This is a genomic window from Haloarcula salina (assembly GCF_049603855.1).
In the GTDB taxonomy this organism is placed as follows: domain Archaea; phylum Halobacteriota; class Halobacteria; order Halobacteriales; family Haloarculaceae; genus Haloarcula; species Haloarcula salina_A.
In genome coordinates this window covers 207,416-229,551 of the sequence record NZ_CP187148.1, presented here as the reverse complement: position 1 = coordinate 229,551, position 22,136 = coordinate 207,416, and the positions used below count along the sequence as shown (strand labels likewise).

Annotated in this window: 21 protein-coding genes and 1 pseudogene; 11 read left to right on the top strand and 11 right to left on the bottom strand. The window is 63.7% G+C overall.

Annotation, left to right across the window (positions count from 1 at the left end; all coding sequences use genetic code 11):
• Nucleotides 1-29: 29 nt before the first annotated feature.
• From ACOZ4I_RS18420 to ACOZ4I_RS18405, 4 genes are all read right to left on the bottom strand, one after another.
• Nucleotides 30-575, bottom strand: coding sequence for a TRAP transporter small permease (locus ACOZ4I_RS18420; RefSeq protein ID WP_424004877.1), 546 nt, complete (start codon nt 573-575; stop codon nt 30-32).
• Between the two features lie 24 nt (nt 576-599).
• Complete coding sequence (locus ACOZ4I_RS18415; RefSeq protein WP_424004876.1) at nt 600-1,670, bottom strand: TRAP transporter substrate-binding protein; 1,071 nt, start codon at nt 1,668-1,670, stop codon at nt 600-602.
• 156 nt (nt 1,671-1,826) lie between these two features.
• On the bottom strand, nt 1,827-2,780 hold the full coding sequence (locus ACOZ4I_RS18410) for a mannonate dehydratase (RefSeq protein ID WP_424004875.1): 954 nt from the start codon (nt 2,778-2,780) through the stop codon (nt 1,827-1,829).
• Between the two features lie 190 nt (nt 2,781-2,970).
• On the bottom strand, nt 2,971-3,744 hold the full coding sequence (locus ACOZ4I_RS18405) for an IclR family transcriptional regulator (protein ID WP_424004874.1): 774 nt from the start codon (nt 3,742-3,744) through the stop codon (nt 2,971-2,973).
• Nucleotides 3,745-4,291: 547 nt separating this feature from the next.
• On the opposite strand from ACOZ4I_RS18405, the gene ACOZ4I_RS18400 reads away from it, so the two are divergent.
• Both ACOZ4I_RS18400 and ACOZ4I_RS18395 read left to right on the top strand, forming a co-directional pair.
• Nucleotides 4,292-5,089: an alpha/beta fold hydrolase gene (locus tag ACOZ4I_RS18400; RefSeq protein ID WP_424004873.1), complete on the top strand. Its 798-nt coding sequence runs from the start codon at nt 4,292-4,294 to the stop codon at nt 5,087-5,089.
• Between the two features lie 88 nt (nt 5,090-5,177).
• A complete protein-coding gene (locus ACOZ4I_RS18395; RefSeq protein ID WP_424004872.1) occupies nt 5,178-5,864 on the top strand; it encodes a helix-turn-helix domain-containing protein in 687 nt (228 codons plus the stop codon).
• Nucleotides 5,865-6,524: 660 nt separating this feature from the next.
• Here the strand turns inward: ACOZ4I_RS18395 and ACOZ4I_RS18390 are convergent.
• Nucleotides 6,525-7,154 (bottom strand): annotated as a pseudogene (locus ACOZ4I_RS18390) (hypothetical protein); the annotation flags it as partial.
• Between the two features lie 111 nt (nt 7,155-7,265).
• Here ACOZ4I_RS18390 and ACOZ4I_RS18385 point away from each other — a divergent pair.
• Nucleotides 7,266-7,880, top strand: coding sequence for a metal-dependent hydrolase (locus ACOZ4I_RS18385; RefSeq protein WP_424004871.1), 615 nt, complete (start codon nt 7,266-7,268; stop codon nt 7,878-7,880).
• Between the two features lie 105 nt (nt 7,881-7,985).
• Here the strand turns inward: ACOZ4I_RS18385 and ACOZ4I_RS18380 are convergent, their stop codons facing one another.
• The gene (locus ACOZ4I_RS18380; RefSeq protein WP_424004870.1) at nt 7,986-8,183 is read right to left on the bottom strand and encodes a heavy-metal-associated domain-containing protein; all 198 of its coding nucleotides are present in this window, start codon (nt 8,181-8,183) and stop codon (nt 7,986-7,988) included.
• Between the two features lie 223 nt (nt 8,184-8,406).
• On the opposite strand from ACOZ4I_RS18380, the gene ACOZ4I_RS18375 reads away from it, so the two are divergent.
• From ACOZ4I_RS18375 to ACOZ4I_RS18365, 3 genes are all read left to right on the top strand, one after another.
• Entirely contained in the window at nt 8,407-8,847 is a 441-nt protein-coding gene (locus ACOZ4I_RS18375) for a hypothetical protein (protein ID WP_424004869.1), read from the top strand.
• A gap of 138 nt (nt 8,848-8,985) precedes the next feature.
• Complete coding sequence (locus ACOZ4I_RS18370) at nt 8,986-9,663, top strand: YqjF family protein (RefSeq protein ID WP_424005391.1); 678 nt, start codon at nt 8,986-8,988, stop codon at nt 9,661-9,663.
• A 100-nt stretch (nt 9,664-9,763) separates the two neighbouring features.
• Nucleotides 9,764-12,391 (top strand): heavy metal translocating P-type ATPase, encoded by a 2,628-nt coding sequence (locus tag ACOZ4I_RS18365; RefSeq protein ID WP_424004868.1) that lies wholly within the window; start codon nt 9,764-9,766, stop codon nt 12,389-12,391.
• Nucleotides 12,392-12,435: 44 nt separating this feature from the next.
• Here the strand turns inward: ACOZ4I_RS18365 and ACOZ4I_RS18360 are convergent, their stop codons facing one another.
• Complete coding sequence (locus ACOZ4I_RS18360; RefSeq protein WP_424004867.1) at nt 12,436-13,329, bottom strand: hypothetical protein; 894 nt, start codon at nt 13,327-13,329, stop codon at nt 12,436-12,438.
• Between the two features lie 105 nt (nt 13,330-13,434).
• Here ACOZ4I_RS18360 and ACOZ4I_RS18355 point away from each other — a divergent pair, with 105 nt between their 5' ends.
• Entirely contained in the window at nt 13,435-13,848 is a 414-nt protein-coding gene (locus ACOZ4I_RS18355) for a CopG family ribbon-helix-helix protein (protein ID WP_424004866.1), read from the top strand.
• A 935-nt stretch (nt 13,849-14,783) separates the two neighbouring features.
• Here ACOZ4I_RS18355 and ACOZ4I_RS18350 read toward each other — a convergent pair.
• Nucleotides 14,784-15,518 (bottom strand): hypothetical protein, encoded by a 735-nt coding sequence (locus tag ACOZ4I_RS18350; protein WP_424004865.1) that lies wholly within the window; start codon nt 15,516-15,518, stop codon nt 14,784-14,786.
• Nucleotides 15,519-15,723: 205 nt separating this feature from the next.
• Complete coding sequence (locus ACOZ4I_RS18345) at nt 15,724-15,930, bottom strand: hypothetical protein (RefSeq protein ID WP_424004864.1); 207 nt, start codon at nt 15,928-15,930, stop codon at nt 15,724-15,726.
• 168 nt (nt 15,931-16,098) lie between these two features.
• Here ACOZ4I_RS18345 and ACOZ4I_RS18340 point away from each other — a divergent pair, with 168 nt between their 5' ends.
• Nucleotides 16,099-16,398, top strand: coding sequence for a hypothetical protein (locus ACOZ4I_RS18340; RefSeq protein ID WP_424004863.1), 300 nt, complete (start codon nt 16,099-16,101; stop codon nt 16,396-16,398).
• A 33-nt stretch (nt 16,399-16,431) separates the two neighbouring features.
• On the opposite strand, the gene ACOZ4I_RS18335 is transcribed toward ACOZ4I_RS18340, so the two are convergent.
• Nucleotides 16,432-17,127 (bottom strand): YqjF family protein, encoded by a 696-nt coding sequence (locus tag ACOZ4I_RS18335; protein WP_424004862.1) that lies wholly within the window; start codon nt 17,125-17,127, stop codon nt 16,432-16,434.
• 55 nt (nt 17,128-17,182) lie between these two features.
• On the bottom strand, nt 17,183-17,914 hold the full coding sequence (locus ACOZ4I_RS18330; RefSeq protein WP_424004861.1) for a YIP1 family protein: 732 nt from the start codon (nt 17,912-17,914) through the stop codon (nt 17,183-17,185).
• A gap of 87 nt (nt 17,915-18,001) precedes the next feature.
• On the opposite strand from ACOZ4I_RS18330, the gene ACOZ4I_RS18325 reads away from it, so the two are divergent.
• The 3 genes from ACOZ4I_RS18325 (at nt 18,002) to ACOZ4I_RS18315 (ending at nt 21,999) form a co-directional block, all read left to right on the top strand.
• Entirely contained in the window at nt 18,002-18,853 is an 852-nt protein-coding gene (locus tag ACOZ4I_RS18325; protein ID WP_424004860.1) for a DUF6544 family protein, read from the top strand.
• A 242-nt stretch (nt 18,854-19,095) separates the two neighbouring features.
• On the top strand, nt 19,096-21,351 hold the full coding sequence (locus ACOZ4I_RS18320) for an NADP-dependent malic enzyme (protein WP_424004859.1): 2,256 nt from the start codon (nt 19,096-19,098) through the stop codon (nt 21,349-21,351).
• A 63-nt stretch (nt 21,352-21,414) separates the two neighbouring features.
• Nucleotides 21,415-21,999, top strand: coding sequence for a hypothetical protein (locus tag ACOZ4I_RS18315; protein ID WP_424004858.1), 585 nt, complete (start codon nt 21,415-21,417; stop codon nt 21,997-21,999).
• The last annotated feature ends 137 nt before the right edge of the window (nt 22,000-22,136 follow it).

Below are 22,136 nucleotides of genomic sequence, written 5' to 3'. Positions count from 1 at the left end.
TCTCGGCGCGGTGGACGCCGAGCCGTCCATTACTCATGGTCGTCCCCCTTCAGGTCCTCGAGGATGGCGTCGGGTGCGACCACGACCTGGTACAGGTCGCGGAGGCCGTAGACGGCGATGATGAGTCCGCCCACGACGACCGGGACGTACAACCACGCCTGGGTGAACGGGGGATGGGTCGGCAGCGCGCCGATGACCGAACCCCGGTTCTGCAGGTACAGCGGGTACGCGCCGGAGACGAGGACGCCCACGAACACGAGGATGAGGAACGTCCGAAGGCCGGTCAGCACCCGGATCGTCCGGTCCGAGAGCCGCGAGACGAGCAGGTCGAGCGAGATGTGTTCGCGCTTCCCACTGGCAACGGCGGCTCCGACGAAGGTAACGTAGACGAGGAGCATCTGTGAGAGATTGACGGTCCACGGCAGACTGCTCCCGATGAACGAGCCCAGTACCCACCGCGTCAGGATCTGGAGTCCCACGACAAAGATCATCAGCCCGTACAGTGCGAGTGCGAGCGCCCTGACTCCACCGTCGAAGTAGCGGGCGAGTGACGCGGCGGTGTCGTTTGTGGCCATGCGTTGTATGTCTGGGGAACGCTCTCAAATGTTTCGCACTTCTTCAAGCGAGGGCTCCCAGCTCGCTTCGAACTGGGCGCGGAGCGGCTCCTGGGCCGCAGAGAGCCACGCCTCTCGATCGGGCTCGACGATGTTCATGCCGTTACTTTCGAGTTCGTCGATGGCCTGCGACTCCGACTCCTGGATGTCGCTGCTGAGGCTCTGGATGTTCTCGGTGAGCGTCTCCGTGACGACCGTCTGGTCGTCGTCCGACAGCGAGCCGAAGGTGTCGGTGTTGAGTGTGAACCAGCCGGTCGAGGCCAGATGCTGGGTCAGCGTGTAGTGACTCTGGACCTCGTACAGCGACGCGGAGAGGACGGTCTCGGCGGGGTTCTCCTGCGCGTCGACGACGCCCTGCTGGAGCGCGCTGTACAGTTCGTCGAACGCGACGGTCGTCGGGCTGGCGCCGATGCCCTCCCAGATGTTGACCCACGGCGAGAGGTCCGGCACCCGGAGGTTCGCTCCTTCGATGTCGGCGGGCGTCTCGTAGCCCTGCTTCCCGGACGTGTGTCGGTAGCCGCGGTAGACCGGCGGCCCGACGAGGCGCTGGTTCCCTTCCTCTCGGAGGCGCTGTCGGCCGTCGTCAAAGAAGTCCGTCTGGAACGCGCGCTTCTGTTGTTCCCAGCTCTCGAAGACGAACGGGGACTCGACCCAGAAGTTCTTCGGGTCGTAGTCGATGACCCAGCGAGTGCCGATGATCGTCCCGTCGATCGAGCCGATGCGGGTCTGTTCCATGACTTCGGACTCCCCGCCGAAGGCCGGTTCGATGGTGATGGAGACGCGGTCGTCCGTCTCCTCGGCGACGGTTTCCGCCCACGACTGGGCCATCTCGTTAATGACGTGACCGCTGGGGAAGACGCTCCCGATGAGCATCGATTGACTCTCGCCGCCGGAACTCCCGTCGCCGGACGTGCCAGTGCCGCCCGACCCGGTGCTTCCGTCGCCGCCGTCCGAGCCGCCGTCACCGCCGGAGCAGCCCGCGAGCGACGTGACTGCGCCGGCTCCGCCAAGTAGTCCGAGCTGTTCGATGAAACTGCGTCGACTTTTCTGGGGCATACAGTATGGAACGTCATTGTCCCTCTATTTATATCTTCCCCAATTAATCATCTCGGTGCGCCGGACTCAGTGCAGAGAACCTACTTCCAGCCAAACCCACCATACGCTAGAAGACTCGTCACAGCCGAAAATGAGAGATTCGCGGACCTTCGCCCGTCACTCGGTCTGTTCGAGCAGTCCCTTGATGTACCCCACCGCGAAGAGCCGCCCCATGTCAGTGTAGCCGGCGTGGACGCCCTCGCGGTCCTCCTCGTCGAGCATCTTCGGGACGTGATCGGGGCGGATGGGCCCGTCGAAGCCGACCTCTCGGTAGGCCTCCATCGCCGCGAGCATGTCCGTCGGGCCGTCGTCGTGCCACGTCTCGACGAACGACTCGGGCGACCCCTCCACGTCGCGGAAGTGGACGAAGTGGATGCGGTCTCCCAGCCGTCGGATGGCCGAGGGCACGTCGGTCTCCATCGCGGCGAAGTTTCCCTGACAGAACGTCACGCCGTGATTCGGGCTATCGTGGAGCGAGAGGATGCGTTCGTAGTTGTCGACCGAGGTCACGAGACGCGGGACGCCGCGGACCGGGGAGAGCGGCGGGTCGTCAGGGTGGAGCGCCATGTTCACGCCGGCCTCTTCGGCGACGGGGACGACTTCGTCGAGGAAGTATTCGAGGTTCTCCCAGAGTTCGTCCTCGGTGATGCCGGCCTCGGAGTGGTCGTCGGCGCGCTCGGATAGCTCGTGGTCGTAGCCGGTCTTGAGCGAACCGCCCCGGTCCGGGATCGAATCGGAGGTCCGCAGGACGCCGACCGGGTTCTCCGTCCAGACCCAACAGTACGTCTCGATCCCGAGCTTGCCCATGTTCCTGAGGAGTCGTTTCACCGTCTCGATCTCTTCGTCACGCCCCTCCTTTCCGAGGACAGTCTTCGTCATCGGAGGCCTGTCCTCGACGACTCGGAGCGGGATTCCATGGTCCTCGAAGCGGTTTCGCGCTCGGAGCAGCGTATCGAACTCCCACCAGTCGTCGACGCCCCAGAACCGGACGACCCCGGACGAGACGCCCAGTTGTTTGGCGAGTGTCCATCGTCTATCCGGTGAAGGTGGCAACATCAGTGCCGGGTCCATACGAATGGTGACACTGCCCGTCTTATTTGAATGTTTTGTCTACAGCAATATGGTCCGTCCGATCTCGTCGGTACCGTGAGTGTCGACCGACAACAGTCACTAAAAAATAACAACAATTGGTCCACGAATAGTGGATCGGCGGATTTGGCGGTCGACAGCGGGGTCAGGGCCGTACGATGACTTTGGCGGGCTAGTCGTAGGCGACCTTGACCTCAATGACGTTGGTCCGGTCTTTCAGCGCCGGGAGTAGTTCGTCCTCGATCCGCGCGTCGTCGAATCGCTCTTTCGGCCCCGAGAGTGACACCGCGCCGACGACGCCCTCGTCCACGGTGATCGGAACGGCGATCGACCGGATGCCGGTCCGTCGCTCCTCGTCTTCGAGTGCGAATCCCTCCTCGCGGATCCGCGCCAGTTCCTCGACAAGTCGATCGGGCGTGTCGATCGTGTTTGCGGTCGCAGACGGCAGCCCGTGCTGCTCGACGATCCGTTCCACCTCCTCGTCCGATCGCTCCGCGAGAATCGCCTTCCCCAGCGCGGTCCAGTGCATGTTCGTGAACTCACCGACGAGCGCGTTGTCGTAGACGGCCTCGCTCCCCTCGGACTGGTAGAGGATGACGCGCTGACCGTCTTCCTCGACGCCCAGGTTAGCCACTTCACCAGTGGCCTCCGCGAGCGCGTCGATCTCCTGTTTCGCGACCGTGTAGACGCTCAGGTCGTTTCTGACTACCGCACCGTCACGGAGGAATCGGAGGCTGAGCCGGTACCCTCGCTCGTCCTTGACGAGATAGCCGACGTCCGCTAGCGTCCGGAGATGGACGTGTGCCGTACTCGTCGGCATGTCGAGTTCCGCTGCGACGTCGTTGATGCGCATCGTGCCCGACTCCCGCAGAAGCGCCAGGATCCGGAAGGCGCGCTCTACGGCTCCGACCCGTTTCCCGCCGTCCGTCGCGTAGTTTCCGGACATACACGTAGTTCAGCCCCGTCACAGATAAAATCTACTATGCGTGGATTCCCCGCAATTTGCCGGTGAATCGGTCCCGATCCGACGCCAAATGTGTGAACAATGAGCATGATTATTCGACGAGAATCCACTGATGGTGGACTGCAGGTTCGAGTGCAGCCATCCAGACTAACATCTGTACCCATGTTAGCCGATATCGGCTCCGAGGAACCCATCGACTATCCGTGAACGAGCGATGAGTGAACCGCTTTATCCGTAGCGATATGTGCGTTCTCTGTGTGAATAGAGGAGCATCTAGGATATCTGATTTCATATGGGTCTATACTTGAACTTCTACACCCTATTCAGATCTATATACAGACAATTTAAACTCAAAATACCGCTATCCCATATTCACTTGGGGATATCAGACCTCTTAAATCGAACCCTCTCTCTGTACGGTGTTTGTTGCCAGAATTTGCTCCCACCAACGGTGTCTCCCCGGTCCGCATTTAAAATGCCCAACGACTGAGAGTGTGAGTTAGCCGTCTCGTCCCCTGAATGGTGACGTATGCAGACGACACAGTCCACAGACGGAACGGAGATCGCCTACGAACGACGCGGTGACGGGCGGCCGCTCGTCCTCCTCCACGGCGGGATGGCTCCCAGGGCGTACTGGGAGCCGGTCGTCCCGCACTTCGAGGAGTTCGCGGCTATCATTCCCCAGCGACCGGGTTTCGGCACGTGTCTCGACGATCCCTCGGAAACGAGCGCCGAGGAGGTACTGACGCGCGAGGCCGAGTACGTCCGCGCTCTCGTCGACGACGTGGATAACGACCCGGTGCTACTCGGCCACTCCTTCGGCGCGCTGACGGCCATCGAGAGCGCGACGGACGCGGCCGTCGAGGCAGTCGTCGCCTACGAACCTGCGGTTCTCCCCGACGAGTTCCGCGCTGAGGCCGACCTCGCCGACGAGATGGAAGCACTGATCGAGCGAGGCGACCGTCGCAAGGCGGTGAAACGCTACGTCGAGATGGTGCTCCACCCCGACGGCATCGACGACCTCGACGCGTGGCTGGCGGAGTGGCCGGTCTGGCCGGACTGCGTCGACCTCGCTGAGGAGGTCGTCAGAATGAACCGCGCCGTCGAACGGTATCGGCTTCCCGACCGCCTCGACGTGGACGCGCCGACGCTCGTCCTCGCTGGGACCGCCGGCCCCGGCTTCCTTCGCGACAGCGCCCGGAGCGTCCACGACGCGCTCCCGCACAGCCGTCTCGTGGAGTTTGACGGCGTGAGCCACAGCGGGCCCGCCGAGGCACCGGCCACAGTCGCGTCGGAAGTTCGGGCTTTCCTGCAGCGGTCCGAGTAGCGACTTGGTTGTGACTCCAGTCCCCACCGGCCCACCAGATAGCGGTCCGTATCGGTGTTCCCTTTAGCCACCGCGGCAACGGTGGCCCATGGGACTCGTCGCAGAGTTCGACATCGACTGCGAGGCGCTCCCGCTCGTCACGGTCGCGAGGGCCGTGCCCGAGGCGTCGCTGACGTTCGAGTTCCAGTACAACCACGGGCGACGGCCGCTGTTCCTCGTCACGACGAGCGGCGAGTCGAAGGACACCATCGAGTCGGGGTTCACGGACGCCTACGACGTTGCTGAGTGGACGCTGGTCGGTCGGGCCGGCGACACGCGGCGGTACAAACTCCGTCCAGCGCTCAGCATGGCGGAACAGCTCGGCGACCACCTCGACGACCTGACCGACCTGGAAGCCCTCGCGACGGCCGACGCCATCATCGAGCGGATCGAGGTCCGGACGGACGGCTGGACGCAGACGGGCTGGTTCGCCGACCGAGACGCCTTCGAGCAATTCTCGTCGTTCTGGCTGCGCAACGCCGGTTTCACGTTACACCGACTCACGCACGACGGCGAGCCAGAGCCGCCGGGCGACGGGCTAACAGACCGCCAGCAGGAGGCGCTCCGGACGGCATACGAACGGGGGTACTTCGACGTCCCTCGCGGGGCGTCGCTCGAAGACGTGGCCGACGAACTCGGTGTCTCGGCGTCGTCGGTATCAGAGCGACTCCGGCGCGCACAGACGCAACTCATTCAGGAGACGATGGCGACGACGTGGCCGCCACTCCCGGACTGAGACGGATTGGCGGTCCCCCGGGCGCCAGGTCCAGTCCGACCGTTACCGCCTGAATCCCCACTCGAAGACGAGTCCAGCGACGGCGCCGGCCGTGGCGGAGTAGACGAACTCCCACATCAATCTGGACTCGATTTCGGCGTCTGAGAGGGCGGGGTCGAGCAGCAGTTGGGTTCCGAGGTAGAGATCCGCGAGCCAGCGGCCGACGGCCCAGACGCCGGCGACGCCCATCGTCGTCACGACGACGAACAGCACCGCGAACCGCGGCGTCATCAGGACGGGGGTAAACAAGTGGAGTTCCAGCGCGACCACGAGCGCGATTGTCGCCACCGCGACGTAGGTGACCGGCCCCGAAGCGAGCCACGGCCGGGCGAACACGGCACCGAACACGGGCAGACTCGCGAGCAGCAGGAGCGGCCACGGTAGCATCGCCCCCAGATCGCGGTAGGCGAGCGCCGGGACGACCGAGAGCGCGAGGACTGCCGCCACGAGAACCCACGGGAGCAGTTCACCGTTCGCGAGTCCAGAGACGGACGCTACGGCCAGAAATGCGAGCAACAGCCACGAGACTCGGGCGTTTACCGAGTCGGTCCTGAGGAGTCGCTCCAGACTGGTGACGGTGTCGCGGTTCGGATCGGCACCGCCCGTAGCGCGGTCACCGCGCCGGTACTCCTCGAGTCGCTCGGTCAGCGTCTCCACGATGTCCGAGAACAGGTCCGTGGCGAACGTCGCGACGATAACCGCCCCGAGGGTATCGAACAGGAGGTCGAGCAGCGAGTCTTCGAGGCCGTACTGGATGAGGACGGGTTCGAGACCCAGCAGGTCTGCGCCGATGCGGGCGGCGAACTCGAGCACTTCCCAGAGGACGCCGAGACCGAGCGTGAACAGCAACACGAAGACGAACATGAACCGGGACGGCAGGTAGAGATCGTCGGTCCACTCGTCGACCGCCCGGGTGACGACGTAGCCGCCGGCAGCGACGATGGCCGCCGAGAGGGTGTGCGTGACGTGGTCGAACCACCAGTACTCGTCGTAGAAGCCGAGCATCCCGAGCATGTGCAAGAAGAGCGCGAGCGCGATCCACAGCGTCACGCCCGGATCAAGCTGTAGTCGGTAGTCGCGTTCGAGTACCGCGGGCACGAAGGTGAGGGCGAGCGCGAGGACGGCGTTCACCACCACGCTCAGGTTCCGGGCGAACAGGCCGACGACGAGTATCGCGCCGATAGCGACTTGAAGCAGCCGGCTCGCCAGGCGCTTTCGCCGCGGCGACACGCCGAGCCGTCGAACTGCCATCGCTCTACTCGTCTCTGGGGCGCCCGTCGATATAAAACGACGCACGGCGGCCTGTCCGTCCGACACAGGCCGCCGGAATCCACATAAAGCGCGGTCTCGTACTCGGGGGTGATGATGGCGACAACACACGCGCTCGCGGGGATGGCCCTCGCGGGCGTGACGGCGCTCGTTGCGCCGGAGTACACGCCGATTGCCGTGAGCGCCGCCGGGGCCGGCGGCGTGTTCCCCGACCTCGACCTCTACGGCGAGCACCGCCAGACCCTCCACTACCCGGTGTACTACTCGGTCGGCGCGGTCGCGGCGCTCGCCGTCGCGCTCCTCGCGCCAGCGGTCGGAACCGTCGCGCTGGCGGCCTTCCTCGGCTCGGCGGCGCTGCACTCCGTGATGGACGCCTTCGGCGGCGGCCTCGAACTGAAGCCGTGGCTGGCCACTTCCGAACGCGCAGTGTACGATCACTACCGTGAGCGCTGGATTCGTCCGCGACGGTGGATCCGTTACGACGGCGCACCGGAGGACGCGGCGCTCGCGGGCGCGCTCGCCCTCCCGACGCTCGCCCTCTCGACCGGACGGCTCCAGACGGCGGTGTACGTGCTACTGGCCGTCTCGGTCGTCTACACCCTGGTCAGGAAGCCGATGGTCCACGTGACCGAGCGGCTCGTCGACACGCTCCCGCCCACCGTCATCGATCGGCTTCCGGCGCGGTTCACAGAGGACTTCACCGGCTGAGACGGGACGGCGAAAGGCGGGATAGAAACTGCCAGCGCCAGTCGTTTTCGAGCCGTTCTCTGCGGTTCGCTGCTTCAGTTCGTGGGCCCGACCGCCGAGCCTGCTTCAGGCGTGGGCGGTGTACCCAGCGTCCTCGACGGCCTGGACGAGGGCATCGGGGTCGGCGTCTCCGTCGACGCTCGCCTGTTCGGCCTCTCGATCGGCGGTGGCGTCCGTGACGCCGCCCACGTCTCTGAGCGCCTCTTCGACCGTCTGCTCGCAGTGTTCACAGCTCATTCCCTCGACGGTGATAGTGGTCGACATACGGACGTCCCTACGGTCCTCGTTCTTATGCGGGTTATCCTTTCGTCAGACGGGGTCCCGTCACCGATACGCTTTGGAAACGAAAGTCGATTCGCCGGGCCGGTGCGAGGGGATAGCAGCAACCGTCCTCGATCGGCCCCCGACGCGATTCACCGAGGATTTCACCGGGTAGCGACGGCCTTCCTTTTCCCGTCCCGGGGTGTAGGGCTCGACGAAGGTCCCCATGATACCCGATATCGTTCGCGTGGTCGGCTTCGGAATCTGTGGCGTGTTCACCGTCGCGCTGGGCCTCGTCCACTTTGCGATGCCGCGGCTGCTGGATTTCGACGGCGCGATACCGACGGCGGGCGAGCCGTTGCGCCCGCTCGTACTGCCCGGCGTCACCTACCAGACGAAACGCACGGACGTGCGCGGCATCGCCCAGATCATGAACCACGCGGTGAGCTATACGCTCGTGACGATCGGGGTCCTCGACCTGCTCGTCGACCGCTGGCTCACCGCAGGGTTCGCGCCGTATCTGCTCGTGTGGATCGCAGTGTGGTGGTTTCTCAGAGCGGCGACCCAGCGACACATGGGGTCGCGGACCGGTGATTGGCTCGTCGCGTCGGGCTTTACCGCCCTCGGACTGTTTCATCTCGCGTTCGGAGTGCTCGCCTGGTCGTGAGTCGATGGCGGCCGACACTCGATTCCGACACGGCTGGCAGGCGCCGCAGCCAGCGGCCACTGGCGGAGCGATGGACCAGTGAGCGACGGACTCTTTTCATCGAGCGACTAACACGTACGTACTGTGATTTCACTGGAGATGGGATGGCGGCACTTGCTGTTCGAGAACTGGCCCGTAGATCCCGCCGTTCTCGACTCTCATCTCCCCGAGTCCCTGACCGCCGACCGCCACGACGGCCGCGCGTGGCTCTCGGTCGTGCCGTTCACGAACGTGGCCGTCCGACCGAAGGGAGTCCCCAGGTCGCTCGGTGTCCGTCTCCCCGAGATCAACGTCCGAACGTACGTCACCCGCGACGGCGTCCCGAGCGTGTACTTCTTCAGTCTCGACGCGCAGGGACTCGCCAGTGTCACCGGCGCGCGCATCTTCCATCACCTGCCCTACTACTACGCTCGAATCTCGCTTGCGTTGACGGACGGCTGCGTGGCGTTCAACAGCCGTCGGCTCCATCCGGGCGCGCGACCGGCCCGGTACGAGGCCACATACTGGCCGACCGGCGAACCGTTCGAGTCCCACTCGGATCCACTCGCGGAGTTCCTGGTCGAGCGCTACCGGTTTTATACCGAAGCCCCCGACGGGTCGCTTCGGTACACCGACGTGAAGCACGATCCGTGGACGCTGTACCCCGCAGAGGCGTCCGTCGAGAGGAACACGCTGTTGCGCGCCGACGGGTTCGCCCGTCCGGACGCCGAGCCGGTGTACTACTACAGTCCCGGACTGGATGTCGTCGCCGCTCGAAGCAAACGGCCGGCTGAGTGAGTTCGCCCCATCAGGACTTTCGATTCGAAAGTAAGCCCGGGAGTTCACGACATATTCGAAGGGGCAAACCGATTGAAGGATGAAGCCGTAGTATCAAGCAATGAGTCAGCATCGAAGCCAAATCGACATCCAGGGGATGAGCTGTGCGAACTGTTCGCAGACCATCACGGACGCCGTCGAATCGCTCGACGGTGTCTCGGCGGCGAACATCAATTTCGCGACCGACGAGGGGAGCGTCGAGTACGACCCGGAGGCGGTCTCGCTCGGGCAGATCTTCGATGCGATCGAGGACGCGGGGTACACGCCGGTCACGGACTCGGTGACCATCGGCATCACCGACATGTCCTGTGCGAACTGCTCCGAGACGGTCCAGGAGGCACTGGAGGGGACGCCGGGCGTCGTCGACGCGGACGTGAACTTCGCGACCGACGAGGCGCAGGTCACGTACAACCCCGCCGAGGCCGGCCGGGGCGACTTCTACGACGCCATCGAGTCTGCCGGGTACTCGCCCGTCCGCGAGGACGCGGACGGAGATTCCGACGCCGGCGATTCGGGTGGGGACGCCCGAGAGGCGGCCAGACAGGAGGAGATACGGCGACAGTTGCGGCTGACGTTGTTCGGCGCGGTGCTGGCCGCGCCGCTGCTGGTGTTCATGGCCGACCACCTGCTGGGGCTCGGACTCGTCGGCGACGAGGTCTTCGGCCTTCCGTCGGACTGGGTCGCGTTCGGGCTGGCGACGCCCGTTCAGGTGGTGCTCGGCCGGCCGTTCTACGAGAACTCCTACAAGGCGCTCGTCACGAACGGCCGGGCCAACATGGACGTGCTGATCGCGCTCGGCTCGACCACCGCGTACGTCTACTCCGTGGCGGTCCTGCTCGGGGCAATCGCCGGCGGCATCTACTTCGACACGGCGGCGTTCATCCTCGTGTTCATCACGCTCGGGAACTACCTCGAAGCCCGCTCGAAGGGACAGGCCGGCGAGGCGCTCCGGAAGCTCCTGGAGATGGAGGCGGACACCGCCACCGTCGTCCGCGAGGACGGCACCGAGGCGGAGATTCCGCTGGAGGACGTGGAGGTGGGCGACCGGATGAAGGTCCGCCCCGGCGAGCAGATTCCGACCGACGGCGTCGTCGTCGACGGGCAGTCGGCGGTCGACGAGTCGATGGTGACGGGCGAGTCCGTCCCGGTCGAGAAGCGGGAGGGCGACGAGGTCGTCGGCTCGACCATCAACGAGAACGGCGTGCTCGTCGTGGAGGCGACGAAAGTCGGGAAGGACACCGCCCTCCAGCAGATCGTCCAGACCGTGAAGGAGGCGCAGTCCCGTCAGCCTGACATCCAGAACCTCGCAGACCGAATCTCGGCGTACTTCGTCCCGGCGGTCATCGTGAACGCCGTGCTCTGGAGCCTCGTCTGGTACGCGTTCCCCGCAGCCCTCGCGGGCTTCGTCGAGTGGCTCCCGCTGTGGGGCCTCGTCGCGGGCGGCCCGGTCGCTGCCGGCGGCGTCTCGGTCTTCGAGTTCGCCGTTATCGTCTTCGCCTCCGCCGTGCTCATCGCCTGCCCCTGTGCGCTCGGGCTGGCGACGCCCGCGGCCACCATGGTCGGGACGACCATCGGCGCACAGAACGGCGTCCTGTTCAAGGGCGGTGACGTGCTCGAACGCGCGAAGGACGTCGACACGGTCGTCTTCGACAAGACGGGCACGCTCACGAAGGGCGAGATGGAGCTGACGGACGTAGTCGCCTTCGACGACGGGGAGGCGGTGGCCGACGGTGGCGACGCCGCGGCCGACGGCGGGCAGGTGGCCGCCCGCGACCGCCTCAGCGAGGACGACCTGCTCCGACTGGCGGCCGCAGCCGAGAGCGGGAGCGAACACCCGCTGGCCCGCGCCATCGTCGAGGGCGCTCGCGAGCGCGGGATCGACGTGCCCGACCCAGAGGACTTCGAGAACGTCCCCGGCCACGGTGTGACGGCGACGGTCGAGGGCGACGAGGTGTTCGTCGGGAACCGCAAGCTGCTCCGCGATAACGGTATCGACCCCGAGCCGGCGGCCGAGACGATGGAGCGCCTCGAGTCGGACGGAAAGACCGCGATGCTCGTCGGCCGCCGGCCCGCGGGCGGAAGCGACGGTGAACTCGTGGGCGTCGTCGCCGACGCCGACACGGTCAAAGAGAGCGCGCGAGACGCCGTGAGCCAGCTTCGCGAGCGGGGCGTCGACGTGATGATGATTACCGGCGACAACGAGCGCACCGCCCGCGCCGTCGCCGAAGAGGTCGGTATCGACCCCGAGAACGTCCGCGCAGAGGTCCTCCCCGAGGACAAGTCGGACGCCGTCGAGGCGATTCAGGAGGAGGGCCGGAAGGCGATGATGGTCGGCGACGGCGTCAACGACGCGCCCGCGCTCGCCGTGGCGTACGTCGGCACGGCCATCGGCTCGGGCACCGACGTGGCCATCGAGGCGGCGGACGTGACGCTGATGCGCGACGACCCGGTCGACGTGGTGAAGGCCATCCGCATCTCCGAGGCGACGCTGGCGAAGATCAAACAGAACCTCGTGTGGGCGCTCGGCTACAACACGGCGATGATCCCGCTGGCGTCGCTCGGCCTGCTCCAGCCGGTGCTCGCCGCCGGTGCGATGGCGTTCTCCAGCGTCTCGGTGCTGTCGAACAGCCTGCTGTTCCGGCGGTACGTCCCGGACCACGACTACGAACTGCTCGGGTGGTTCCGGTAATCGGTCCCGCCCAGTCGGACGCCAGAGCAGTCGAACGGGACCGTTCAGAAGAGGCCGGTGATGAAGCCTGCGCCCATGAGGACGAGCACGGCGGCGGAAAACGCCGGGAGGTACTGCGTGTATCGCTCGACCGTCTCCTCGTGGTGTTCGTAGCCGGCGATCAGCAACGCCGTCACGCCTACGATGCCGAGAACGACGGTGAGCGCGTACGCACTCATCAGTTCCAGACAGTACGTCGAACCCGCACAGAGCGCGATGATCTCGAACTCCTCCTCGTGGGCGAATCCCAGGAGGAAAGCGAACCAGGCGATCCCCCAGAGTCCGCGCTCGGCGACCTCGTCTCGGTCGTCGTGGGCGTGTGAGTGGCCGCCGACGAACGGGACGGCGTCCTTCACACGGGACCAAAGCTCACTGTCGGCGTGCGCGGCGCTACGCGGGGCATCGTCGCCGTGATTCCGACTGCGGTCCCGTGAGTGTCCCTCCTCCGAAGCGTGCCCGTGATGGTCGTGCGAGTGACCGGGATCAGCGTTGTTCCCGTGGGTGTGACCATGCTCGGTGTGGCTCCCGTCAGCGTGATCGTGGCCCCCGTGGGAGTGTCCGTGTCTGTACTCTCGAACGCCGAGGGCGATGAGGAGGACGCCGGCCACGAGACTGACAAGACCGCCGATCTCGACACCGCCGGCGACCGTGATCGGGCTGTTGACCTGCGTCAGGTCGAAGTACGCCTTCGCGTAGAAGAACACGGCGACCATCGCGATGCTGCTGACGAGGTGGCCGACGCCGAGCAGGAAGCTCGCGGCGAGACCGTAAAGCCACTTGTTCGACTGGTCAAGCGCGTACGAGGCGGCGACGGGCCAGCCGTGGCCCGGTTCGACGCCGTGGACGGCCCCCAGTGCGACCGCGCCGAGCAACAGGCCGACCGCGTCTCCGTGGATCATCCGTACCGCGAGGCTTGGAGAGACCCGCGATTAACGGTTGTTACTACCGAATCAGGGGAATCGTCATACTCGGGACTCTTGTGCGGGCGTGCCGAACATGGCCGTATGCGGACGAGCTTCAACGTCCCGGACGACCTCGTCGCGGAGTTCGATCAGGTCTGGCAGGAACAGGGCCTCGACAACCGCTCGCGGGCGGTCCGCGAGGCGATGCGCGAGTACGTCGAGTCCCACACCCGCCTCGAACAGCTTGACGGGGACGCCGTCGCGCTCGTCGCCTTCGACTACCGCCACCACGACGTGATCGAGGCGCTCCACGGCGTCCAGCACGAGTATCAGGACGTGATTCTCAACACGAGCCACACCCACCAGGGAGAGTGGTGTCTCGAATCCCTGTTCTGTCGCGGCGCGGTCGACCGGATTCGGGATCTGAGCCATCGGCTCAGGGACTTCGACGGCGTGCGACGGGTACGGGTCATGGTCATCCGCGAGGACAGTACGTCGACCCCGAGCGACCACTGATCTCGCGAGTCGGTGACTCGTCGCGTGGTTCGCGCCGTACCTGCTCGTGTGGATCCCTGGGTGGTGGTTTCTCCGGGAGGCGACGCAGCAATCGGAAATGATCGCGGAAGAATGGATTCTCCCAAATGGAGGGTGAAGAGAATTACACCATCAGTTCATGCAAAAACACTGTGTCTGACAATTAGCAGTTATAAATGTTACTCAGGCTGAGTGCGATTTGTCCACAAAAAAGGTACTAGGAATAGAACAAATAAAATCAGCATCCGGGTCGAGTAGCTGATAGAGAATTTTCTCACAACTGGGTGGAAGACTACCCAAATTAGCGTCTCGATACCGAATATTAGCGAGATGAATCTGATGCCTGAGTGTTTGGGTAACCAATATATCGCTACCCAGACCCCGACAGGTATCGTCGAAAGAGATATGATACTAATCCCAAAGACTACCGTTGATGGAGCAGTCGGTGTCAAGAGTCCAAGTGCCCCAAACACGAAGCCAGCCATCCCTACAAGGGCACTAATTCCACATATTATCAGTGTCCCACGGTTCGGCAGTGGTCCCGACGTGTTCCGTTTTGCGTTCCAGAGACTGCCGACACCGACTGAGGCTGAAATAATCCCAACAGCCACTATTGGACCGTGAAAATTATAGAACTCTGGACTGGTAAATGGCGGCTTCACTGTCCAAAGTAATAGAAGCAGAGCAAGAACACAGAGAGTGTAAACCTGTAAATCTCTACTATGAAGATCGGGAGTCCTATCAGTAGAGGCGATCCAATATGAGATGACACTTACCGTAGATATGATAAGCACGAATTCTATACCAGGTGCTTGTATCTTGTACCCGCCGCCGATGAGAACAGCAGGTAATAGTAACCAGGCAAAAATTCGAATCCAACTATTTTCCTCTCGGAGTGATTTATTCATATACTTAATTTAATACGGGAGGATTCTCCCATTTTCCCACAGGATTTCCAATTTTGTCCATTTTGCGAATCCATTATGTTTACCCGTATCCCGGATACTTACAGTGGCGAAATCCAATGCACCACCAGATCCTGACGCCCGTGCTTCTATTCCAACTGAGTACGTATGATCTGGTGTTAATTTCTTATCATAGTCCAATCTCATTTCAACGATAAATTCATCTTCTGCTAAATCATCTTCATATGGGCCACGGATATTACTATCAGCAATCACCCGACGCGCAACTTCCTTTTCTGCGTCCTCATCGTAGATATACAGTGAGATATTAAAGCCTGCAGATGCCAATCCAAGTGCTATTGCCGAGGCGCTATACTCACCTTTTATTCGGAAGACAGGTTCTGGATCACCCTTTGTTTCCATTGAGATGTACTTTAAACGAGCTTCCACACCCGAATGAGCGTGGACAGCTGATAGAATTGGGCCCGCAGTCGCATCAGCGAAAGCATAATTTCCGTCGCCCAGTTTACCGTATGTGCAAGTCTCACCATCAGCTACATTCCAAGATGCAATTGGATACTCTGCACGGGGATTAAATTCGCACCCTTCAATCCCATTCCGAAGATAGCTGGATTCTGCGGATCCAAACCCCCCACCCGGCTCAAATGTATTGTCAACCCAACCGTGAGTTGCATTCTCGATTTCTTTATATTGGCCTTCTAGTAATGGATATGGTTCAAGTCCCATAATTTAGTCCTCCTTAATAGATCTCAGACTTATTTCCTGTAATTCAGACACTTCACTAGCTTTCTCGTCAAGTTCTTTTTGCATATTCTGTTTACTCTTTTTATACCGAACTCCTTTCTTTTTAATTATGAGATTGCCACTGGGCGTACATATATAATCCACTTTTTTGCTACTAGTATCTTCAAGAATATATTTGACCGTGACTTTAGTGACTTTTTTTCTTGCTATGTTCCTCTCCTCTATCTATTTTAATATCTTTTAGCCTTTTTTCAAACTTAATATCCCGATTCTTTTTGCGCTTATTGGCATTTTTCGATTTCCCCTTACTTTTCTTGTCTTTTTTGCCTTGTACTGGGATTGATAACACTAATACACTCCCTATACCGCCGGTAATAACATCTCTTCTTTTCATATATACATACTTTTTATTTTTCTCTATATATAAATTACTATTTAATCCAAAAATAGATGATTTGTATTTGTTGGATATGGATTCAGAGAATAAGGTTGGGAAATTTTTTCTCCGTTACTGTAGAATAAATCTGCTAGGCCCTCGTTTCATCCTCCACAGGAGGAAAAGATGGTAACACCAGTACCAGACCAAACACGGGACAAAGGACTCGCCCATGAGCACGGAGATGAGCTAAATCACATACCGTTCGCTTCCGAGACCGGGACGACAGGATCGCGTGCGTCTCGATGGGCGGCAAACCCAAGTCAGTTCTGGGGCCTTCGGCCACTGTCAGAGCAGGCCAACGAGGAGGAACAGGCCCGCGGGTACGGCGGCGACCGCGCCCGCCTGCCTGCGGGACACGTCGCGGCCGGCTTCGCCGCCATCGGTGCGTTCCACCTCGCGTTCGGTGTGCTCGCGTGGACGTGAGTCCCACGGAGCGTTCGTCGGTCAGCGCCGCGTTCAGTCTCCAGCGCGCCTGCTCCGGGAGGCGACCACGTCGAGGCCCGGGCTGTAGTAGTACACCGGGTCGGCGTCGGGTCGATCGAAGCCGTGTGCCGTCAGCAGCGTGTTCGTCTCGATGTCGGCGCTGGCCGGATACAGCGTCCAGGGGTCGTGGGACACGTCCGTGTACCGTATCGAACCGTCCTGGGCCTCCGTGTAGAAGCGGTAGCGCTCGACGAGGAACTCCCCGAACGGGTCTTCTGGGGCCGAGAACGGCTCGCCGCTCGGCCAGTACGTCCCCGCGTAGTGGGCCGGGCGCGCGCCGGGGTGACGGCGGCGACTGCTGAAATTGACGCGCCCCTCGTCCAGCTCCAGGGAGATGCGCGCGTAGTAATAGGGGAGGTGATGGAACAGGCGTGCGCCGACGACGCTCGCGAGGCCCTGCGCGTCGAGGCTGAAGAAGTAGACGCTCGGGACACCGTCGCGGGTGACGTAGGTCCTGAGGTTGAGTTCCGGCAAGCGCACGCCCAGGCGCTCGGGGAGACCCTTCGGCCGGACGGCGACGTTGGTGAACGGCACGGCGGAGAGCCACGCGGAGCCGTCGTACACGTCGGGTTCCAGCCCGTCCGGGAGATGTGCGTCCATTACGGCCGGGTCGACCGGCCAGTTCTCGAACAGCAGGTGTCGCCATCCCATCGAGAGCGGGAGGACCATGTACTGACTCCGGGGTGCACGCGGAAGTCAATTCCGGGGCCGCTGGATCGGCCAGTCAGAGCAGGCCGACGAGGAGGAACAGGCCCGCCGTGACGGCGGCGACCGCGGCCGCCTGCGCGCGAGACACGTCGCGTCCCCATTGGAGTCCGAACGTCCAGATGACTGCGCCCCAGGCTGTACTGGCGACGTTGAGCGCGGTGGCCACGGGAAGCCACGGCTGGAGACTCCCGATGACGGTCCGTTTGAGGACCGCTGGGGCGGTCTCGGGCGTGATGGTCACGGGGTCCATCAGGACCCAGAGAGCCGCGAGGCCGAGGGGCATCGTCACCAGGACCGGGGCGAATCCCCACGCCGAAACGGCGAACGAATTGCCGAATCCGCCGCGGCCGCCACACAGCGCCGTCCCGACGTGGAGGATGACGGCGGTGACGAGCAGGACGATCGGCAAGCCGACGAGCATGGAGCCGTAGAATCCGCCGAGGGCGTCCCGAATGATCGGATCGATGTCTCGCTCGATCTCGGCGGGGGCATCGCAGTCGAAGCCTACCTCGCTCATCTCGGTGAACATCGAGTTCGGGTCCGAGTCACAGAACGCTTCGGACGGACGGTTCGGGTTGTCGACCATGACCGTGCCGTCGATCTTTTCGGTGAACACGACGCCGAGCCCGCCGACGAGCGCGACCGACGCGGCGGTCACGAGCGCGGCGACGACGAGCCCGCGAGCGAGGTCCGGCTCGCGGGCCCGGAAGTATCTGTCCGGGCGGAGGAGGGGCGTTCGCGGGGCCATACGTGCCAGCCCGGATGGCGCGGACAAGTGCTTTATGCCGTCCGATCGAGCGGAACTGTTCTGGTGTGCGGGAGCGAACGAGACGCTATGCAACGCTCCCGCCTTCGAAACGCCGCTCTCGGTGGAGCTACCGTCCTCCTCACCGCCGGTCTCGTCGGGACCGCTATCCAAAAGCGACGAACGGCACGGCGCGTCCGCGACCTCAGACAGTCGGCCGCCGGAGGGCCCGGCGAGACGTTCTCGACCGAGGACGTGGCCGACCTCCCGGACCCGGTCCGCGAGTACTTCGCGACCGTCCTCCGGGAGGGCCAACCACACGTCGACGCGGTCCGTCTCGAACAGACGGGCACGCTGCGGGCCGGTGACGCGTCGTCTCGCTGGTGGCCCTTCACCGCGACGCAGTACGTCACCGTCGACCCGCCGGGCTTTCTCTGGGACGCGGCGGTCGACGTCGCGCCGCTCGTGTCGCTACGCGTCCGCGATAGCTACCGGGACGGCGACGGGAGCGCGAGCGTCTCACTGGGCGGCCTGGTTCCGATCGACGGAGCCGACCCGAGCCCGGAGCTGAACGAGGGCGAACTGCTCCGATATCTCGCCGAGGCGGTGTGGTACCCGACGGCACTGCTGCCCAGCCAAGGGATGGAGTGGGACGCCGTCGACGACGGGACGGCGACCGCGACTCTCGAGTACGGCGGTGTGTCGGCCACCCTCGCGTTCACGTTCGACGACGGCGAGGTCACCGAGGTCCACGCGACGGACCGCCCGCGACGGGTGGACGACGGGTACGAGCCGACGCCGTGGACCGGCCGCTGGATGGACTACGAGACGCGCAACGGGATGCGCGTGCCGACGCGGGGCGAGGTCGTCTGGCACCTCCCCGACGGCGACTTCACGGCATGGCGATGGCGGCTCACGGACATCAACTACGACCAGTTGTAAGCTGGGACGAGGTAAACAGTCACATATCAATATATACTCTAGTTCTGACCATTTCAGAGAGGAGAGCAACGGGATACTGGCAAGAACGGAAATGAATCACCGGAGAGTGTCTCGACGCCCGGCAACGGACGGGTCGGTCCGTCTCGACGGGTTCACACGGGCTATCATCGAACCGCACGATGAACCAGCTGTTAGCGGCTATCACTCCATGTTTTTCAAGTCCAGGGCTGAATAGTCGATGTATGTCACTGGACGACGAGTCACTCGAGTACCATCGGCAGGACCCACCCGGAAAGATCGAGATCGCCACGACCAAACCGACGAACACGCAGCGCGACCTCTCGCTGGCGTACTCGCCGGGCGTCGCGGGGCCGTGCCGGGCGATCGCGGACGATCCGGACGCTGCCTACGAGTACACAGCGAAGGGCAACCTCGTCGGCGTCGTCTCGAACGGCTCGGCAGTCCTCGGCCTGGGCGACATCGGACCGACGGCGTCGAAGCCTGTCATGGAGGGAAAAGGAGTCCTATTCAAGCAGTTCGCTGACATTGATGTATTCGACCTCGAACTGGACCAGACCGACGTGGACGCGTTCGTCCAGACCGTGGCGGCGATGGAACCCACCTTCGGCGGCATCAACCTGGAGGATATCGCGGCCCCGGAGTGCTTCGAGATCGAGGCGGCGCTCCGCGAGGAGATGTCGATCCCGGTCTTCCACGACGACCAGCACGGGACCGCCATCATCTCCGGGGCCGGCCTCCTGAACGCGCTCGAACTGGTCGAGAAGGACATCGAATCGATCGAGGTGGCCTTCGCCGGGGCCGGGGCCGCCGCGCTCGCCACCGCGAAGTTCTACGTCTCGCTCGGCGTCGAGAAGGAGAACATCACGATGTGCGACATCGACGGCATCCTGACGACCGAGCGGGCGGAGTCCGGGGATCTGGACCCGTACAGCCGGGAGTTCGCCCGAGACGTACCCGCTGGGGATCTGGCCGACGCGATGGCCGGTGCGGACGTGTTCGTCGGCCTCTCCGCCGGCGGCATCGTCGACGAGGAGATGGTCCGCTCGATGGCCGCCGACCCGATCATCTTCGCGATGGCCAACCCCGACCCGGAGATCGACTACGAGTCCGCGAAGACCGCCCGCGACGACACGGTCGTCATGGCCACCGGGCGCTCTGACTACCCGAACCAGGTCAACAACGTACTCGGCTTCCCCTTCATCTTCCGCGGCGCGCTCGACGTGCGCGCGACCGAGATCAACGAGGACATGAAGGTCGCCGCGGCCGACGCGCTCGCCGACCTCGCCAGACAGGACGTGCCCGACGCCGTGCGGAAGGCCTACGAGGAGCGAACCCTCCAGTTCGGGCCGGAGTACATCCTGCCGAAGCCCCTCGACTCGCGGCTCATCACCGAAGTGTCGGCCGCCGTCGCCCGCGCCGCGATGGAGAGCGGCGTGGCTCGGACCGAAATCGACCTCGACGCGTACCGCGAGCGCCTCGAAGCCCGCATCGACAGATCGATGGAACTGATGCGGATCGTCCTGAACGAGGCCCAGCGTGACCCCAAGCGAATCGCACTCGCCGAGGGCGACGACGAGAAGATCCTCCGGGCCGCAGTCAGACTCCAGGACGAAGCCATCGCCGAACCGGTACTGGTCGGCGACCGGGACGCGATCCAGTCCACGACCCGGGAACTGGGAATCGAGGCGGATTTGTCGGTCGTCGATCCGAGCGACGTGGACGACAAGCGGTACGCAGAGCGCCTCTACGAACTGCGCCAGCGCAACGGCGTCACGCGCCGGGAGGCCGTCGAACGCGTCCGCACAGATCCGAACTACCTCGCCAGCGTCATGGTCGAGATGGGCGAGGTCGATGGGATGTTGACCGGCCTCACCAATCACTACCCGTCGGCGTTGCGTCCGCCGCTCCAGGTCATCGGGACGGCCCCCGACATCGACTACGCCGCCGGCGTGTACATGCTCACGTTCCGCAACCGCGTGCTGTTCGTCGCCGACGCGACGGTCAATCAGGACCCCGACGAGGACGTGCTGGAGGAAGTGGCCCGGCAGACCGCGGCGCTCGCCCGGCGGTTCGACGTGGACCCCCGCGTCGCGTTCCTCTCGTACTCCGACTTCGGCAGCGTCGACAACGAAGGGACCCGAAAACCCCGGGAGGCCGCCCGCCGCCTGCGTGAAGACCCAGATGTCGACTTCCCGGTCGACGGTGAGATGCAGGCAGACACCGCCGTCGTCGAGTCGATGCTGACCGGGACCTACGAGTTCGCCGACCTCGACGAGCCCGCGAACGTCCTCGTGTTCCCCAATCTGGAGGCGGGCAACGTCGGGTACAAGCTCCTCCAGCGTCTCGGCGGCGCGGACGCCGTCGGCCCGATGCTCGTCGGCATGGACGAACCCGTCCACGTCCTCCAGCGCGACGACGAAGTCAAGGACATCGTCAATCTCGCCGCCGTCGCCGTCACAGACGCACAGGACGAGTAGCGACTCGACCGACCATCGACACAACAATTTTGCACCGTCGCTCAGAACGCCCAGTCAACCCCAATGTCACTCGCCGCCCGCCTCCGTCCGGTCTCGGTCCCCCTCGGAATTGGAGTTCTCGTCGCCGGAATGGCCGTCGTCGTCCCGCCGCTGGCGCTCGGCGAACTGACCGCGCGGGCCTACCTGCTCACGGCGGCCCTTATCATCATCTCGATCGCCTCCGCGACGCCGTATGCCGTCGTCGTCGGTGTCGGGACGCTCCCGCTACTGTACGCGGGTCTGGGAAGCTACGCGTCGCCGCGGCGATTCCCGCCGCGGGATGAGCGACCCGATATCTGGACGGGGCTCTGGCACGTAGCGGCCGGCGGGGCATACGCGCTGGCGGCCGCCATCGTCGGCGCGATTGCCATCGGAATCGACTTCACGACGGCCAGTGAGACCGCGGTTCCAACGGTGCTTCAGCCGTCGTTTTTCCATCTCGGTGGCGTCGTCGTGGCCGCGCTCTACGTCTGTTGCCAGCTGTGGCGATACGAGGGGGCGGTCCGAGAGCGCGACAGGCGAGCCGTCGCGTGGACCCTCGTTCTCGGGGGTCTGCTCGCCCCGGCACCGGCCGTTGCCCTCTGGGTGTTCGGCGGCGGTGGGCTCTAACGCCCGGACCGGATGTCACCACCTGCTATCGATGCAGGTAGTCTGGCGCCTGGTTCTCGGCGCGACTCACGTGTCCGCGGTCAGCCTCGGAGGCAGCGCCCGGCTCCACGCTCGGTCCCGTTGCTCTCTGAGTCATT